Genomic DNA, 18,992 nt, shown 5'->3' on the forward strand with positions numbered 1-18,992 from the left:
GGGAGTGTGTCGATGTGAGAGAGAATACGAACAAGCAATATGGATTAACGCAAGCCCAGCGCCGGATATGGTTCATGGAAATTATGAATCCGGGGACGTCTATCACGATGCTTTCCGCGACCTACCAAATTACGGGTGAGATCGACACACAGCTTCTGGAGCAAGCGGCGGCAGAGATCGTCAAAACCTATGACGCTTTCCGAATCCGTATTAGCGGGGATTTGCAAAATCCAACGCAGTGGTTCGAACAACCGGAGAATGTCCAAGCCAGGATAACCCGCCTCGAAATAGGCACAACCGAACAGTTCGATGCTTGGGTGAAAGGAATAAGCGAAAAGCCGGCCAGCGTGTTCGACGAACATCTCTACGAATTTACTATGATCCACTTTGTGAACGGCCAAGTATGGCTCAATTTAACGATAAATCATATTATCGCCGACGGCTTGTCCGTCACTGCTTTGCTGCATGCGGTGATGGAAAAATACCTGGAGCTACGCAAAGGCAACTCCAGCAGTTACCAGGCTCCATCCTATCTGGATTATATTTATGCAGAGCATGAATATGAGCAATCGCAGCGTTATCAAAAAGGCAAGGAATACTGGCTGACGAAGTACAACACTTTGCCTGAAACGACCGGCATTAAATCGGTTCCGCCGTTCTCGATCGGCAGCGAATCCAATAAGCTGGCTATCACATTGGACGGTCCTCGTTATGAACGCATTCTGGCCTTTAGCGAACAATATCAGGTCAGCTTATATACGTTATTTCTGTCCGCCATGTACGCCTTATTGTACAAGCTGACCGATAGCACTGATGTTCCGGTCGGCACGGTTTTTGCCAATCGCACCAGCAAGAAGGAAAAAGAAACGATTGGCATGTTCGTCAGCACTGTGGCTACGCGGATTCGTCTGGATCCAGATGGCCATGTGCTTTCCTTGATCCAAGCGGTTTCGAAGGAAAATACGGCGGATCTGCGGTATCAGAAATACCCTTATAACCAATTGATCCAGGATTTACGCGAACAACACGGCCGCAACGATCTTTCGGAGCTGTTCCGCACGTCTCTGGAATATTTGCCTTTGAAAATTGTGGAGTACGAAGAAATCAAGGTACGCCTGGAGGCTCACTTTGCTAGGCACGAGATGGACGATTTACTGCTGCGCTTCGACCATATGCTAAATGAAGGCCATGTCATTCTCCATGCTTCCTATCGTACCGGCCTATTCGAGACGGCCGAGATTGATCGAATTATGGAACAGTATGTAACCGTTCTGGACCAGTTTCTTGAGACTCCTGAACTGCAGGTACGCGAGATTTCTCTGTTGAGCGATGAGGAGAGACACCGTATTCTGGACGTGTTTAACCCGCCGGTGGCAGCACTGAGCGAGGGAATAGCGTTTCATCGGTATGTCGAAAAGTTTGCCCGAGACATTCCGGATCACCCGGCAGTCGTCTACATGGACAAAAAGCTGACTTACGGCGAATTGAACGAACGCGCCGAGCGGCTGGCTTCTCACCTTCGCGCACAGGGCGTGGGAAGGGAGACGATTACGGGGATCTGGGCGGAGCGTTCGGTGGAACTGCTGGTCGGGGTGCTCGCCGTTTGGAAAGCCGGCGGAGCCTATGTACCGCTGGACCCTGATTATCCGGCTGAGCGGATTGAGTACATGCTTAGCGATAGCGAAGCATCGGTGCTGCTTACGCAGCGTCATCTGTTGGAACGGGCCGGAGGTTGGTTGGCAGATGACCAGCTGAAGCTTCAAGCTGTCTATGACATGGACGATGAACAGATTTATAACGGGGATGCCTTAGCTATGGAATTTGAATCTGCTGACAGCGCCCCGCAAGACTTGGCTTATGTGATTTACACCTCGGGTACGACGGGACACCCGAAAGGCGTCTTAATCGAGCACGGTAGTCTCGTGAATACGGCGGATGCGTACCGCCGTGAGTACCGGTTGGATCAGTTCCCGGTGCGGCTGCTGCAACTGGCGAGCTTCTCGTTTGACGTCTTCGTTGGAGACATTGCGCGGACGTTGTATAACGGTGGCACGATGGTGATTGTGCCGAAGGATGACCGGATTGATCCGAACCGCTTATACGGCTGGATTCGGGACCAAAACATTACGGTATTCGAATCGACGCCTGCGCTCATCCTGCCTTTCATGCAGCATATTTATGAAGAAGGGCTGGACGTCAGCTCTATGCAGTTGCTGATTACCAGCTCGGATGCTTGCAGTGTCACCGATTACCGATTGCTGGAGGAAAGATTCGGCGGACAATTTCGCATCATCAACAGCTATGGCGTTACCGAAGCGGCCATTGACAGCAGCTTTTACGATGAGCCGCTGGATAAGCTGCCACCGTCGGGTCATGTGCCGATCGGCAAAGCTTGGCTGAACGCCCGGTTTTACATTGTAGATGCCGCGTTGAATCCGGTTCCTGTAGGGATTCCGGGCGAGCTTGTCATCGGCGGCGCCGGGGTGGCGCGCGGGTACTGGAACCGTCCTGACCTAACTGCCGAGAAGTTTGTGGGCAGCCCGTTTGTGCCGGGTGAACGTCTGTACCGGACAGGCGATTTGGCTCGCTGGCTGGAAGACGGCAACGTGGACTTCATCGGTCGGATCGACTACCAGGTGAAAATTCGCGGGTTCCGGATTGAACTCGGCGAAATTGAAACGGCCCTGCTGCGTTTCCCGGGCGTCAAGCAGGCTGTGGTGACCGACCGTACGGATGAGCAGGGGCAAAAGTATTTGTGTGGCTACGTGGCGGCGGATGCTTCCTTGAAGCTGAGCGATCTGCTGTCCCAATTGAAGCAAGAGCTGCCAGCTCATATGGTACCTTCCCGACTGGTGTCTCTTGATAAGCTTCCGCTTACGCCGAACGGCAAAATTGACCGTAAAGCGTTGCCTGAACCGACTTCAGAGGTAGAAGCAAGTCATGAGTATGTGGCTCCTCGTACAACGCTGGAAACAAGACTTGCTCTCATATGGCAACAGGTGCTGGGTATTGCGCGAGTTGGAGTCCAAGACGATTTCTTTGATCTGGGTGGTCATTCCTTGCGTGCCTCCACGCTTGTTTCTAAAATTCGGAAAGAACTGCAAGTCGAGGTTCCGTTGCGGGAAATTTTCCGCTACACTACGATCGCACAGTTGGCGCAAAGAATCGATGGTTTAAAGCAGCAGGAGACGTATGAGATTACAAAGGCGGCGGATGCCGAGTACTATCCGGTTTCATCCGAGCAAAAGCGTCTGTACGTCCTGCGCCAGCTTGACGGTTCCCAGCGAAGCTACAATATGTCGGCGGCGCTTCTTCTCGAAGGCAAGTTGAACCGCACGCGGGTCGAGCATGCTTTCATGGCACTGATTCAGCGCCATGAAACGCTGCGTACCGGGATTGAGCAAGTTGAAGGCGAGCTTGTCCAGCGCATCTACGACGAGGTGGAGTTTGCTGTCGATTATTTCCAGGCGAGCGAGCAGGAATTGCACCAAGTGGTGGAATCTTACTATCGCCCGTTTGATCTGACCAAGCCGCCACTTCTCCGTATCGGCCTGATCAAAGTCGCCGAGGAGCGCCACATTCTGCTGTTTGATATGCACCATATCGTCTCGGACGGCATTTCGACAGCGCTGATTTTCGACGAGTTCAGCCGCTTGTATCGGGGTGAGGAGCTGGCTTCGCTGAGTATTCAATACAAAGATTATGCCGTGTGGCAGCATTCCGAAGCCTATGGGCAGATGCTCCAGCCGCAGAAGGAGTACTGGCTGGAACAATTGTCGGGTGAGCTGCCAGTTTTGGAGCTGCCGACAGACTTCCCGCGGCCTGCGGTGCAAAGCTTTGACGGCCGGACTGTGAAGTTTTATATCGGGAAAGAGCGGACGGAGAAGCTGAAAAAGCTGGCGTCACGGACGGGGACGACACTGTACATGGTGCTGCTGTCGGCTTACTCTATCCTTATGCATAAATATTCGGGTCAGGAAGAACTGATCGTGGGAACGCCGATTGCCGGAAGAACGCAGGAAGAAGTGCAGCCGATCGTAGGAATGTTTATTAACACGCTGGCTATTCGCAGCCGTCCGGAGCGTTCCAAGACGTACCTTTCGTACCTGGAAGAAATCAAGGACATCACGCTTGGGGCTTTCGAACACCAAAATTATTTGTTCGAAGACTTGGTAGAGAGTCTTCACATTCCGCGCGCGACCAGCCGGAATCCGCTCTTTGATACGTTCTTCTCTCTGCAAAATACGGAGAACGAGCAAATTGTCATCGAGGGGCTGGAGCAATCGTTTTATCCGCTGGAAAACCGAACATCCAAGTTCGAGCTGCTCCTGGACATTTCGGAGCTGGAAGGTCAGCTCGAATGCCGTTTGGAGTACGCTACAGCTTTGTATAAACAGAAGACTGCGGAGCGGTTCGCCAGACATTATGACAAGCTGCTCGAAACCATCGCAGCAGCGCCAGACGGGGATATTGCCTCGCTGGAAATGCTCACAGAGGAGGAAATCCGCGAGCTGGTGCGTGGTTTCAACGATTCGGCGGCGGACTACCCGCGTCACCAAACGATTCACAGCTTGTTTGAAGAGCAGACGAAACTTTACCCGGACAATGTGGCCGCTGTCATGAACGAGCAGCAGTTGACCTACCGCGAGCTGAACGAGCGATCCAACCGGCTTGCGCGGAAGCTGCGGGAGACGGGAGTCGAAGCGGACCAACTGGTAGCGATTCTGGCCGAACGCTCGCTCGATATGGTCGTCGGCATTCTGGCGATTCTCAAAGCGGGCGGAGCCTATGTGCCTGTCGATCCCGACTACCCGGAGGAGCGGATCCGCTTCATGATTGAGGATTCGTGCGCACCGTTATTGCTGATTCAAAAGCATCTGCATGATAAGACCGACTTTGCAGGAACGCGCCTTGAATTGGATGATTTCGTTTGGGGCAACAGAGGTGCAGACTCCGCAGATGCGCTGGAAGCTTCGAACTTGGAGTCCATTTCTGGGCCAGGCAATCTGGCCTATGTCATCTACACGTCGGGAACGACCGGCAGACCGAAAGGAACGCTAATTGAGCATAAAAATGTCGTGCGCCTCCTGTTCAACAACAAGAACCTGTTCGACTTCGGGCCGTCCGACACGTGGACGCTGTTCCACTCGTTCTGTTTCGATTTCTCCGTCTGGGAGATGTATGGAGCGTTGCTGTTCGGAGGCAAGCTGGTCATCGTACCGCCGCTCACGGCGAAAAATCCGACTGAATTCCTGACGCTGCTGGGCCGTGAACAGGTCACGATTTTGAACCAGACACCAACCTACTTCTACCAGCTGCTGCGTGAGGTCTTGGCCGATCATGCGTACGATCTGCGGATTCGCAACGTTATTTTCGGAGGAGAAGCGCTGAGTCCTTTGCTGCTCAAGGGTTTCAAGACGAAATACCCGGAGACGAAGCTGATCAATATGTACGGGATTACCGAGACGACGGTTCATGTTACGTATAAGGAAATCACGTGGGTCGAAATGGAGGCGGCGAAGAGCAATATCGGCAAGCCGATTCCGACGCTGAGCGTGTACGTCCTGGATGAAAACCGCCGCCCTGTGCCGATCGGCGTGGCGGGCGAAATGTACGTGGCCGGGGAAGGGCTGGCGCGAGGATACCTGAACCGCCCGGATTTGACGTCGGAGAAGTTCGTCGATTCTCCGTTTGCGCAGGGGGAGAAACTGTATCGCTCGGGCGACTTGGCGGCGTGGCTGCCGGACGGTAACATCGAATATCTAGGCCGGATTGACCATCAGGTGAAAATCCGTGGGTACCGGATCGAGCTGGACGAAATCGAGACGCAGCTTCTGAACGTCGAGGGCGTGGAAGAAGCGGTGGTGCTCGCCCGTCAGGACGGTGGAGACGAGAAGACACTTGTCGCCTACTTTGTGGCGGACCGGATGTTGACGGTCAGCGAGATGAGAACCTCGCTGGCCCAGGAAATGCCGGGGTACATGATCCCGTCGTACTTCGTGCAGCTGGAGCGCATGCCGCTTACGTCTAACGGCAAAGTGGATCGCAAATCGCTGCCGGAGCCGCAAGGCGGCTTGCAAACGGGCGTCGAATATGTAGCGCCGCGTAACCGGACGGAGTCCCAGCTTGTGGAGATCTGGGAGGAAGTGCTGGGTTACTCTGGCATTGGAATCCTGGACAATTTCTTCGAGCTCGGAGGCCACTCCTTGCGGGCGACGAACCTTGTCAGCAAGATTCGGAAGGAAATGAATGTCGAACTTCCGCTGCGCGATGTGTTCCGCTATATGACGGTAGAATCGATGGCCGGGGTTATTGCCAACTTGGAAGAAACGCAGCATATCTCGATTCCAAAAGCAGAGGAGAAAGCGTACTATCCGGTTTCCTCTGCGCAGAAAAGGTTGTACGTCCTTCACCAGCTGGATAGCTCGGAGCTGAATTACAACCTCCCAAGTGCCTTGCAATTGGAAGGGGCTTTGAACGAGGCGAAAGTGGAAAAGGCGCTGAACACTTTGGTAGCCCGGCATGATATGCTGCGCACCGGTTTTGAAATCGTGAATGGGGAGCCAGTTCAGCGTATTCATCCGCTAGTAGCTTTCAAGGTCGAAAAGCTTCAAGCAAGCAAAGATCAGGTTGCGGCCATTCTTGAAGGCTTCATTCAACCTTTTGACCTGACCCAGCCGCCTTTGCTGCGCGCCCTGCTGATCGAACTGGAGACAGAGAAATTCCTGCTCGCTTTGGATATTCATCATATAGGTTCCGACGGTCTTTCCATGGACGTGCTGCTACGCGAATTCGTGAGGCTGTACAATGGGGAAGAATTGCCGGAGATGCGGATTCAATACAAGGATTACGCCGTTTGGCAGCAATCCGAGGAGCAGCGCCAGCGCATCAAACAGCAGGAAGAATACTGGCGCGGGGTATTCAGCTCCGAGCTTCCGGTTCTGGAGATGCCTCTCGACTTCTTCCGTCCGGCTGTGCAGCAGTTTGACGGTCAAACGCTCACGTTTACGCTGGATGTGGAGAAAAGTGAAGCTCTCAAACGGCTTGCCGGCGATTCGGGGGCGACGCTGTACATGCTTCTGCTGGCTGCATACTCCGTATTACTTCATAAATACGCGGGACAGGAAGATATCGTGATTGGCACGCCGATTGCCGCCCGTTCTCACGCCGACCTGCAGCCGATTATCGGCATGTTCGTCAATACGCTGGCCCTTCGCTTTGGTCCAGCGGCGGAGCGGACATTCCTGGATTACTTGCAGGAAGTGAAGGAAACGACGCTTGGAGCCTACGAGCACCAGGACTATCCGTTCGAGGAACTGGTGGAAGCTCTTCAGGTGAGCCGGGATTTAAGCCGGAATCCGCTGTTTGACACCATGTTTTCTTTGCAGAAGCACGAAAGCTTGGATTTAACCCTGGAAGGCTTGCAATGGTCGCTGTTCGACATCGAGGAAAAGACGGCAAAGTTTGATCTTAGCTTAGATATTGTGGAAGAGGGTAACGAGCTGGTTTGCAAGATTGAGTATGCTACCTCGCTGTTTAGGCAGGAAACAATGGTACGGCTGGCAGGTCATTACGAGCAACTTTTGGCGTCGATCCTGGCTCAGCCGAGTGCGCGGATTGCGGATTTGGATATCTTGACGGACAGCGAAAAGCATAATTTATTGGTCGGGTTTGACGTGTTGTCTTCGGCTCTTGCGAAACAATCCACCGCAGAGGGGACAGGTTTGGAGGCGGATGAGTCGTGGAGAGAGAGAACTTTCCATGAGCTATTTGAAAAGCAGGTGGAACGCACTCCGGGAGCGCTGGCGGTTGTCTACGAAGACAGCAAACTGACGTATGCGGAGCTGAATGCCAAAGCGAATCGTCTGGCGTATACACTGCGGGAGCGCGGGGTGAAACCGGAGCAGGTGGTCGGCATTTTGGCCGACCGTTCGGCCGAGCTGTTGATCGGGGTGCTCGCCGTATGGAAAGCGGGCGGCGCTTATGTGCCACTCGACCCGGACTATCCGGCGGAGCGGATCGAGTATATGCTCGCGGACAGCGGGGCGTCGGTGCTGCTCACGCAGACCCGCCTGCTGGAGCAGGCAGAAGCTTGGCGCAGCGCTGGAGATTTAGCACTGCAAACGGTGCTTGCGCTTGACGATGCCGCGACATATAGCCTCGGAGCGGCAGAAGTTGCCGTGGGTGTACACGCTTTGGGCGAAGCAGGCGCAGAGCTGGAGGCTTTGGCGCAAGCGGAAACGGCTTCTGCCGAAATGTCCGCCACAGCAGAAGCCGAGAAGAACCTACTAGCAGTGGATCTCGCATCGAATCTGGCAAATGTGAATAAGCCGCACGATTTGGCTTACGTCATCTATACCTCTGGTACGACGGGCCGTCCGAAGGGCGTGGCAGTGGAAAACCGCAGCCTGGTGAACACGGCGGCGGGCTACCGGCGGGGCTACCGCCTTGATCAGTTCCCGATCCGGCTGTTACAGCTTGCCAGCTTCTCGTTCGATGTATTCGTCGGCGACATTGCACGGACGCTGTACAACGGCGGCACCATGGTCATCGTGCCGAAGGACGACCGGATTGATCCAACCCGCCTTTACGGCTGGATTCGCGACTACGCCGTGACGGTGTTCGAATCGACTCCAGCGCTGATCGTGCCGTTCATGGAGCATGTGTATGCTGAGGGTCTAGATCTCAGCTCGCTGCAGCTGCTGATCACAAGCTCGGATACGTGCAGCGTATCAGATTACCGCACCTTGCAGGAGCGCTTCGGCTCGCAGTTCCGCATTATTAACAGCTACGGCGTAACGGAAGCGGCGATTGACTCCAGCTTCTATGACGAGCCGCTGGAGAAGCTGCCGAAGACGGGCAGTGTGCCGATCGGGAAAGCATGGCTGAACGCCAAGTTCTACATCGTAGATGCGAATCTGAAGCCGGTGCCGATCGGGGTGCTCGGCGAGCTGGTTATCGGTGGAGCGGGTGTGGCCCGCGGTTACTTGAACCGCCCGGATTTGACGGCGGAGCAATTCGTAGACAGCCCGTTCGCCGCCGGGGAGCGGCTGTACCGGACGGGCGACCTGGCGCGCTGGATGCCGGACGGCAACGTGGACTTCATTGGCCGAATTGACAACCAGGTAAAAATTCGCGGCTATCGGATCGAGCTTGGTGAAATTGAAGCGGCCATGAAAAATGTTGCCGGCTTACGCCAAGCGCTTGTCATCGACCGGACAGACGAGCGAGGGCAGAAATATTTGTGCGGGTATGTCGTAGCGGATTTCAGCTTCGATCTGGAAGGGTTTGTGGCTCATCTGGATGCCGCACTGCCTTCCCATATGGTGCCTTCGCGCATCATACACTTGGATCAAATGCCGCTTACGCCGAACGGGAAAATTGACCGTAAATCGCTGCCTGTGCCGGAAGGAAACATTCGTGCCGAGGCTGTATACACGGCGCCTCGTACTCCTGCCGAGCAAGCACTTTCGTCGGTCTGGCAGTCGGTGCTGGGCGTGGATCAGGTCGGAACGATGGATAATTTCTTTGCGCTCGGCGGCGATTCAATCAAGGCTTTGCAGGTATCATCCCGTCTTTTGCAAACGGGATACAAGCTGGTCATGAAAGATTTGTTCCATTACCCGACGATTTCCGCCCTTGGTTTGCATCTGCAAACGGTGGAGAGAACGGCAAGCCAGGCCGAAGTGACGGGAGAGGTCATCTTGACCCCGATTCAGCGCTGGTTCTTTGAACAAAATCCAGCCGATATGCATCACAGCAACCAGGCATTCATGCAGTTCTCCAAGCAAGGCTTTGACGAAGAAGCTTTACGCCAAGCGGTGCGTCAGCTTGTCGTGCATCATGATGCTCTCCGTACGGTTTATCGCCAAACCGAGAACGGCTATACCGCCTGGAATCGCGGCGCCGGGGAGAACGAAACGCTGTTCGATCTGGAAGTTGTCGATTTCAAGAGAGCCCGCGACATGAAAGAAGCGATAGAGGCTAAGGCGAATGACATTCAAGCAAGCATTGATCTGGAAAACGGCCCGCTGGTGAAGCTCGGCTTGTTCCGCTGCGACGATGGAGACCACCTGCTCATCGCGATCCATCACTTGGTCGTAGACGGTGTATCTTGGCGGATTCTGCTTGAGGATTTTGCTGTCGGCTATGAGCAGGCGCTGCAAGGGCAACCGATCCGCCTGCCGCTCAAAACGGATTCATTCCAAACGTGGGCGAAACAGCTCACTGATTATGTGAACGGTCCGGCGATGGAAAGCGAAAGAGAGTACTGGCAGCATATCGAGCAATTGAGCTATGAGCCGCTTCCGAAAGATTTTGAACAAGGCAAGTCCAAGTTGGAAGACAGTGGGCTCGTGACCGTTCACTGGACGGCGGAGGAAACCGAACAGCTGTTGAAGCAGGCACACCGTGCTTACCATACGGAAATGAATGATCTGCTGCTTGCCGCGCTTGGCCTCGCGGTACAAGCTTGGAGTGGCCGGGAACGCGTGTTGGTGAATCTCGAAGGCCACGGCCGGGAAGAACTTTTACCGGATGTGGACATTACGCGCACGGTAGGCTGGTTTACGAGCCAATTCCCTGTCGTTCTAGAGACGGGTCACGCCCAAGCGCTCGGTCATCAGGTGAAACTGGTTAAAGAAAGTTTACGCCGCATTCCGAACAAGGGGATTGGCTACGGCATCCTGCGTTATTTGTCAGCATCGCATGATGGCGAGCGTTTCGCTTTGGAGCCGGAGATCAGCTTTAACTATTTGGGTCAGTTCGACCAGGATTACGAAAGTAGCGGCTCGCGGCCGTCTTCGTTCAGCGCGGGCTCCGATTCAAGCCCGAATGCAGTGATGGATTATGTCCTTGATATCAACGGTATGATGTCGGAAGGCGTGCTGGAACTCACGATCCGTTATGGGGAAACCCAGTATAAACGGGAAACGGTAGAGCGCCTGAGCACCCTACTTCATTCGAGCTTGCTTGAAGTCATCAGCCATTGCGTATCGAAAGAGCGACCGGAGCTTACACCTAGCGATGTACTGCTTCAAGAGGTGACGGTGGAGGAACTGGAGCGGCTGACCGAACATACGGTAGCGCTCGGCGAACTGGAGAATGTATATACCCTGACTCCGCTGCAAAAAGGGATGTTGTTCCACAGCCTGCTGGATGCCAATTCGGAAGCTTACTTTGAACAGGTAACCTTCGATCTGTACGGAAGCCTGAATATTGAAGCCTTCACCCAAGGGTTGGATACGCTGGTGCAGCGGAATGAGGCGCTGCGTACCAACTTTATTACCGGCTGGAGAGACGAGCCGATTCAAGTGATATTCCGCGAGCGGAAGTGTGAAGTGTACTTCGAAGATATTCGCCCGGTAAGCGATGAAGACCCGGAGAAGAGGATAGCCGATTTCGTCAGCGCGGATAAAGCGAATAAGTTCGATTTGGCCCGAGGCCCTCTAATGCGCGTGACCGTTTTGCACACGGGCGACGAGTCCTACCATGTGATCTGGAGTCACCATCACATTTTGATGGACGGTTGGTGCATGTCCTTCATGATCAAAGAAGTGTTCGACACCTACTTCGCGTTCCAGGAGAAGCGGACGCTGGAGCTTCCTCCAGTTACCTCGTACTCCCGGTATATCGAATGGCTGGAAGCTCAAGATGCCGCGAAAGCTTCGCGTTACTGGTCCAAGTATTTGGCGGGTTATGATCAGCAGACCAAGCTGCCCCAGGAGAAAACGCAATTGAAGCTGGGCGCTTTTGAAGCGGCTGAAATCGATGTGGAGCTCAGCAAGGAACTGACCGGGCAAATCGAGCAGGTGGCGCGCCAACAGCAGGTGACGCTTAATACGTTCATGCAGACCGTATGGGGGCTGGTTCTCCAGATATACAACAACAGTGAGGATGTCGTATTCGGCTCCGTTGTCTCCGGGCGTCCGGCGGAAATTCCGGGCATCGAAAGCATGATCGGTCTGTTTATTAATACGATCCCGGTTCGTATTCAAGGCAAAGCCGAAGAAGCTGTAGCCGATATCTTGAGAAAAACCCAGGATCAAGCACTGGCATCGGGAGCTTACGAAACGTTTCCGCTGTTCGAAATCCAGTCGCTGAGTGAGCAAAAGCGGGACTTGATCAACCATATTATGGTATTTGAAAATTATCCGATGGAAGAACAGATTGAGCAGGTCGTCGGCGGAGACAAAGAAGCGCTGAAAATCGCTAATATCCAGTCACCGGAGCAAACGAACTACGACCTGGACATTACCGTCATTCCGGAAGAGCATATTTTGCTGCGGTTTACGTATAATGCGCTGACGTACAGAGAGGAAGACATCAGGCTGATCCACGGTCATTTTGCCCGGGCACTGGAGAAGGTTGCAGCTAACCCAAACATTCGCGTGAATCAGTTGGAGCTTTTGACGACGGCGGAAAACGAGCAAATTCTTGGCGCGTTTAACCCGGCACAGCCGGAAGAAGCTCCTGTGGCTACGTTCCATCGGCTGTTCGAGGAACAGGCGGAACGCACCCCAAAAGCGGCAGCTGTCGTGTACGAGAACGACCAGCTGACGTATGCGGAGTTGAACGAGCAAGCGAACCGTCTAGCGACTACGCTGCGCGCAAGTGGTATTGGAAGGGAGTCGATCGTCGGCATTCTGGCCGAGCGTTCGGTGGACTTGCTAGTGGCTGTGCTGGCCGTCTGGAAAGCGGGCGGGGCCTATGTACCGCTTGACCCGGATTATCCGGCAGACCGCGTGCGGTTCATGCTGGAAGACAGCGGCGCGAAGGTACTACTGACGCAAACGTCGCTGCGAGAGCGTGCCCAAGCCTGGCTTGGTGAAGAGGAGCTTGCGCTGGAAGCGGTGCTGTACCTCGACGACGAAGCGTCGTACAGCGAGGAGCGGGCAAATACGCCGATTAGCTCGAGCAATATCTCTGGTAAGCTGACAGGTGCCAGGATGACTGGCGATGCGAGCCATCCGAATGTTGACACCGAAAGCTTCCATGAAGCCCGTCCAGAGGATCTGGCCTACGTGATCTACACGTCTGGAACGACGGGTAAGCCTAAGGGTGTGATGATCGAGCACTCCAGCCTGGTGAACACGGCGGCGGGCTACCGACGAGAATATCGGTTGGATCAGTTCCCGGTGCGGCTGCTACAGCTCGCCAGCTTCTCATTCGACGTGTTCGTGGGCGATATCGCACGCACGCTGTATAACGGAGGTACGATGGTGATTGTGCCTAAGGACGACCGGATCGATCCGTCTCGTCTGCACTACTGGATCCGTCAGCAGCAAATAACCATCTTCGAATCAACCCCGGCGCTGATCGTGCCATTCCTGGAATACGTGCATGAACAGCGGTTGGATATGAAAGGGTTGGAGCTGTTGATCACGAGTTCGGACAGTTGCAGCGTGGCAGATTACCGAACCTTGCAGGAACGCTTCGGCTCGCTGTTCCGAATCATCAACGCCTACGGCGTGACGGAAGCAGCGATCGACTCCAGCTTCTACGACGTTGAGCTGGAGAAGCTGCCGCAGACAGGCCATGTGCCGATTGGTAAAGCGTGGCTGAATGCGAAATTCTACATCGTGGACGCGCATCTGAATCCAGTGCCGGTCGGGGTGCTGGGCGAGCTGGTTATCGGCGGAATCGGCGTGGCGCGTGGGTACTTGAACCGTCCGGAGTTGACGGAAGAGAAATTCGTAGACAGCCCGTTCGCAGCGGGCGAGCGGCTGTATCGCACGGGAGACTTGGCGCGGTGGATAGAGGACGGAAACGTGGACTTCATTGGTAGGATCGACAACCAAGCGAAAATTCGGGGCTACCGGATTGAGACGGGCGAAGTTGAAGCGAAGCTGCTGAGTGTAGGTGGTGTGAAGGAAACGGTCGTCGTTGTCAGGGAAGATCAAGAAGGCCAGAAAGCGTTGTGCGCTTATTATACAGCGGAAGAAGGCTTGACGGCGAAGAGCCTGAAGCGGGCGATTGCCAGTGAGCTGCCGGGGTACATGATCCCATCGTACTTCGTCGAGCTGGAGCACCTTCCTCTGACACCAAACGGAAAAATCGACCGGAAGGCGCTGCCAGCACCGGAAGGGGGAGCAGGCGAAGGCCGCGAATACGTGGCGCCGCGCACTGAACTTGAGGCGGAGCTGGCTGCCATCTGGCAGGATGTGCTTGTTCGGGAGAAGGCGGTAGGCGTAACGGACAACTTCTTCGACCTCGGCGGGCACTCCCTGCGGGCAACGACGCTGGTCAGCAAAATGCATAAGGAGCTAGGCGTTGAATTCCCGCTTCGCGACGTATTCCTCTACTCGACGGTTGAGGAAATGGCCGCAGCTATGGAGCGGCTGGAGATTGGCTCATTCACGGCTATTCCTGTTGCGGAACCTAGCGAGTATTATCCGCTCTCTTCCGCTCAGAAACGTCTCTATATCTTGAACCAGCTGGAAGGAGGCGAGCTGAGCTACAACATACCGGGAGCGATGCTGCTCGAAGGGGAGATTGACCGGAAGCTGTTTGAGGAAGCGTTCCGCGGGCTCGTAGCTCGTCATGAAACGCTTCGTACCGGCTTTGAGATGGTAAAAGGCGAAGCGGTTCAGCGGATTTATGAAGAAGTCGCCTTTCAAGTGGAATATGTACAGATCAGCGGAGAGCCGGCGGAAGAAACGGTGCGCCAATTCGTTCGTCCGTTTGATCTAGCGAAGCCGCCACTTCTGCGGATAGGTCTTGCCGAACTTGCGCCGAATCGGCACATTCTGATGTTCGATACACATCATATTGTATCTGACGGCATTTCAATTGACGTATTGATCGAAGAGTTTGTCCATTTGTACAGCGGGGAGCAGTTAGAGCCGCTCCACATTCAGTACAAAGATTATGCGGTATGGCAGCAATCGGACGAGCAGAAAGCTCAACTTGTCAAGCAGGAAGCCTACTGGCTCGACATGTTCCGCGGAGAGCTGCCGGTTTTGGAATTGCCGACGGACTATCCGCGCCCGGCTATGCAGAGCTACGAGGGCCGTACGCTGCAGTTGTTTATGAATAGCGAGAAAAGCGAAGGTCTGAAACGGCTTGCAGCCGAGAATGGCGCTACGCTTTATATGGTTCTGCTTGCTAGTTATACAATATTATTGCATAAATATACAAACCAAGAAGATGTGGTCGTCGGTACGCCGATTGCGGGAAGAAATCACAGCGACGTTCAGCCGCTGATCGGGATGTTCGTCAATACCTTGGCCATCCGCAGTTATCCGGCTGCCGGTAAGACGTTCCTTGACTACTTGAAGGAAGTCAAAGAGACGACGCTGGGTGCTTTTGAACATCAGAATTATCCGTTTGAGGAACTGGTCGATAAGGTGAACGTGGCTCGGGATTTAAGTCGCAATCCGCTGTTCGATACGATGTTTGCTTTGCAGAATACAGAGAATGTGGAAATCCAGCTTCCCGGACTCCATTTGTCGACGTATGCCAGCGAAGAAATTGTTTCTAAATTCGATCTCAGCTTGGACGTCACGGAGATCGAGGAAGGCTTGGAATATCTGTTTGAATACGCCACTGCTCTCTATAAAACTGAAACGGTGGAGAAATTGGCCGCTCACTACTTGCAGCTGCTTGACTCCATTCTCCGCAACCCGTCGGCGACTATAGCCGAGCTGAACGTGTTGACGGCAGAGGAAAAAGAGCACATTCTCGGCGCGTTTAATCCGGCGCAGCCGGAAACGGATCCTACGGCAGCGTTCCACCGGCTGTTCGAGGAACAGGCGGAACGCACCCCAGAAGCGGCAGCCGTTGTGTACGAGAACGACCGGTTGACGTATGCGAAGCTGAACGAACGGGCGAACCGCTTGGCGGCCACGCTGCGCGCAAGCGGCATCGGCCGGGAGTCGATCGTCGGCATTCTGGCCGAGCGTTCGGTGGACTTGCTAGTGGCTGTGCTGGCCGTCTGGAAAGCGGGCGGGGCTTATGTACCGCTTGACCCGGATTATCCGGCAGACCGCGTGCGGTTCATGCTCGAAGACAGCGGAGCGAAGGTACTGCTGACGCAAACGGCGCTGCGAGAGCGTGCCGAAGCCTGGCTCAGTGAAGATGAACTGGCACTGGCGGCGGTGCTGTACCTGGACGACGAAGCGTCGTACAGCGAGGAGCGGGCAAATACGCCGATTAGCTCCAGCAATGTCTCCGGCAAGCTGACAGGTGCCAGGATGACTGGCGATGCGAGCCATCCGAATGTTGACACCGAAAGCTTCCATGAAGCCCGTCCGGAGGATCTGGCGTACGTGATCTATACGTCGGGAACGACGGGTAAGCCTAAGGGCGTGATGATCGAGCACCGCAGCCTGGTGAACACGGCGGCGGGCTACCGACGGGAATACCGGTTGGATCAGTTCCCGGTGCGGCTGCTACAACTCGCCAGCTTCTCATTCGACGTGTTCGTGGGAGATATCGCGCGGACGCTGTATAACGGAGGTACGATGGTGATTGTGCCTAAGGACGACCGGATCGATCCGACTCGTCTGCACTACTGGATCCGTCAGCAGCAAGTCACCATCTTCGAATCGACGCCAGCGCTGATTGTGCCGTTCATGGAGTACGTACACGAGCAGCAGCTGGATATGAGCGGGATGGAGCTGTTGATCACGAGCTCGGACAGTTGCAGCGTGGCAGATTACCGGACCTTGCAGGAACGTTTTGGCTCGTTGTTCCGAATCATCAACGCCTACGGCGTGACAGAAGCGGCAATCGACTCCAGCTTCTACGACGAGCCGTTGACGAAGCTACCACGGATAGGTCATGTGCCGATCGGCAAAGCATGGCTGAATGCGAAATTCTACATCGTGGATGCGCATCTGAATCCGGTGCCGATCGGGGTGCTGGGTGAGTTGGTTATCGGCGGAATCGGCGTGGCGCGCGGGTATTTGAACCGTCCAGAGCTGTCGGAAGAGAAATTCGTAGACAGCCCGTTCGCTGCGAGCGAGCGGCTGTACCGCACGGGAGACTTGGCTCGGTGGATGGAAGACGGCAACGTGGACTTCATCGGCCGAATCGATAACCAAGCGAAAATCCGGGGCTACCGGATTGAGACGGGCGAAGTCGAAGCGAAGCTGTTAAGTGTGGGTGGCGTGAAGGAAACGGTTGTCGTTGTCAGGGAAGATCAAGAAGGCCAGAAAGCGTTGTGCGCTTATTATACAGCGGAAGAAGGCTTGACGACGGCAGACCTGAAACGGGCGATCTCCAGTGAGCTGCCGGGGTACATGATCCCGTCATACTTTGTGGAGCTGGAACGTCTGCCTCTGACGCCGAACGGGAAAATCGACCGGAAGGCGCTGCCAGCGCCGGAAGGGGGGACAAGCGCAGGCCGCGAATATGTGGCGCCGCGCACCAAACTGGAGGCGAAACTGGTCTCCATCTGGCAGGACGTGCTCGGGCCGGTCACGATTGGGGTGACGGACAACTTCTTCGATCTCGGAGGGCACTCCCTGAGGGCAACGACATTGGTAAGCAAGGTGCACAAGGAGCTGAACGTCGACCTGCCGCTGCGTGATGTGTTCCGGCACTCGACCATCGAATCGATGGCCGAAGCAATCAGCCAATTGGAGCAGCAGGAACACCTCTCCATTCCGGTTCTAGATAAGAGGGATTATTATCCGCTTTCCTCCGTGCAAAAACGGCTGTACATCCAGCAGCAGATGAAAGGCGCCGAGCTTAGCTACAACATGTCCGGCATGACAATTCTCGTCGGGCGTTTGGAACGGAATCCATTCGAGGCTGCGCTCAAAGGATTGATCGCTCGTCACGAAGTTTTGCGAACTGGCTTCGAAATGGTCGACGGTGAACCGGTACAACGGATTTATCGGGACTTGGAGTTTGCCGTCGAGTATACAAAAGCGACCGAAAGTGAAACGAAGAGCATCGCAGACGGCTTTGTGCGTGTCTTTGACTTGGAGCGGCCGCCGCTGTTGCGTGTGGGCTTAGTCGAATGTGAAGCGGAACGGCATGTGCTCATGCTGGACATTCATCATATCGTCACGGATGGCATGTCCATGGGCATATTCGTCGAAGAGCTGTTGCGCCTGTATAACGGTGAGACTCTGGAACCGCTTCGGATTCAATACAAAGAATTCGCCGCTTGGCAGCAATCCGAACCTGTACAAGAGCGGCTGAAAAATCAGGAAGCCTACTGGCTGGATATGCTGGAAGGTGAACTGCCAACGCTTGAACTGCCTACGGACTTTGTCAGACCTGCCGCTCGCAGCTTTGAGGGAGATGTGTTGCCTTTCAGCATCGACAAGCAGATGACCGACAGCTTGCAGCGCATCGCCGATGAGAATGGCGGCACCCTTTATATGGTGTTATTGGCGGCCTATTCAATTCTGCTCAGCAAGTACTCGGGACAAGAAGACTTCATTGTAGGCACGGCGGTCTCGGGTCGCACACATGCCGACCTGGAGCCACTCATCGGAATGTTTGTCAACACGTTGGCGATTCGCCAGTATCCATCCGGGGAGAAGACGTTCCTCGCTTACTTGAACGAAGTCAAAGAAACAATGCTGGGGGCCTACGACCATCAGGATTATCCGTTCGAGGAGCTTGTGAAAAGGCTGGAGGCGCCGCGAGATCCAAGCCGTAATCCTGTATTCGATGTCATGTTTGCTCTGGAAACCAAGGAAGATAACGTTCAAAGCTTTGGGGATATCCAGATCGAATCTTATCCGGAAACACATACAGTTTCCCCATTTGATCTTACCTTGGTCATTTCGTTGCTGGATGAGGGAATGAACGGGCAGTTTGAATATGCCACCAAGTTGTTTACTCACAATCTGATCGACAATTTCGCTCAGGATCTGCTCGTGATCATCACCCAAATTTGCGAACAGTCTTCAGTGCTGCTCAAGGATATTTCCCTGAACGGGCAATCCGAACAGGAGCAAGATGTGTTAGAGGCCATTGATATTATTTTCTAATCCCTTACCCGGCTTGGGTATACCAAGATTCAAACCATG

General features: G+C 54.5%; 1 protein-coding gene. It reads left to right on the forward strand.

The features are described 5' to 3' along the window. The first annotated feature begins 14 nt into the window (after window positions 1-14). Complete coding sequence (locus C0Q44_RS09460; RefSeq protein ID WP_105407002.1) at window positions 15-18,953, forward strand: non-ribosomal peptide synthetase; 18,939 nt, start codon at window positions 15-17, stop codon at window positions 18,951-18,953. Window positions 18,954-18,992: the final 39 nt, after the last annotated feature.

Source organism: Paenibacillus sp. PCH8, from assembly GCF_002968835.1.
Lineage (GTDB): Bacteria > Bacillota > Bacilli > Paenibacillales > Paenibacillaceae > Paenibacillus.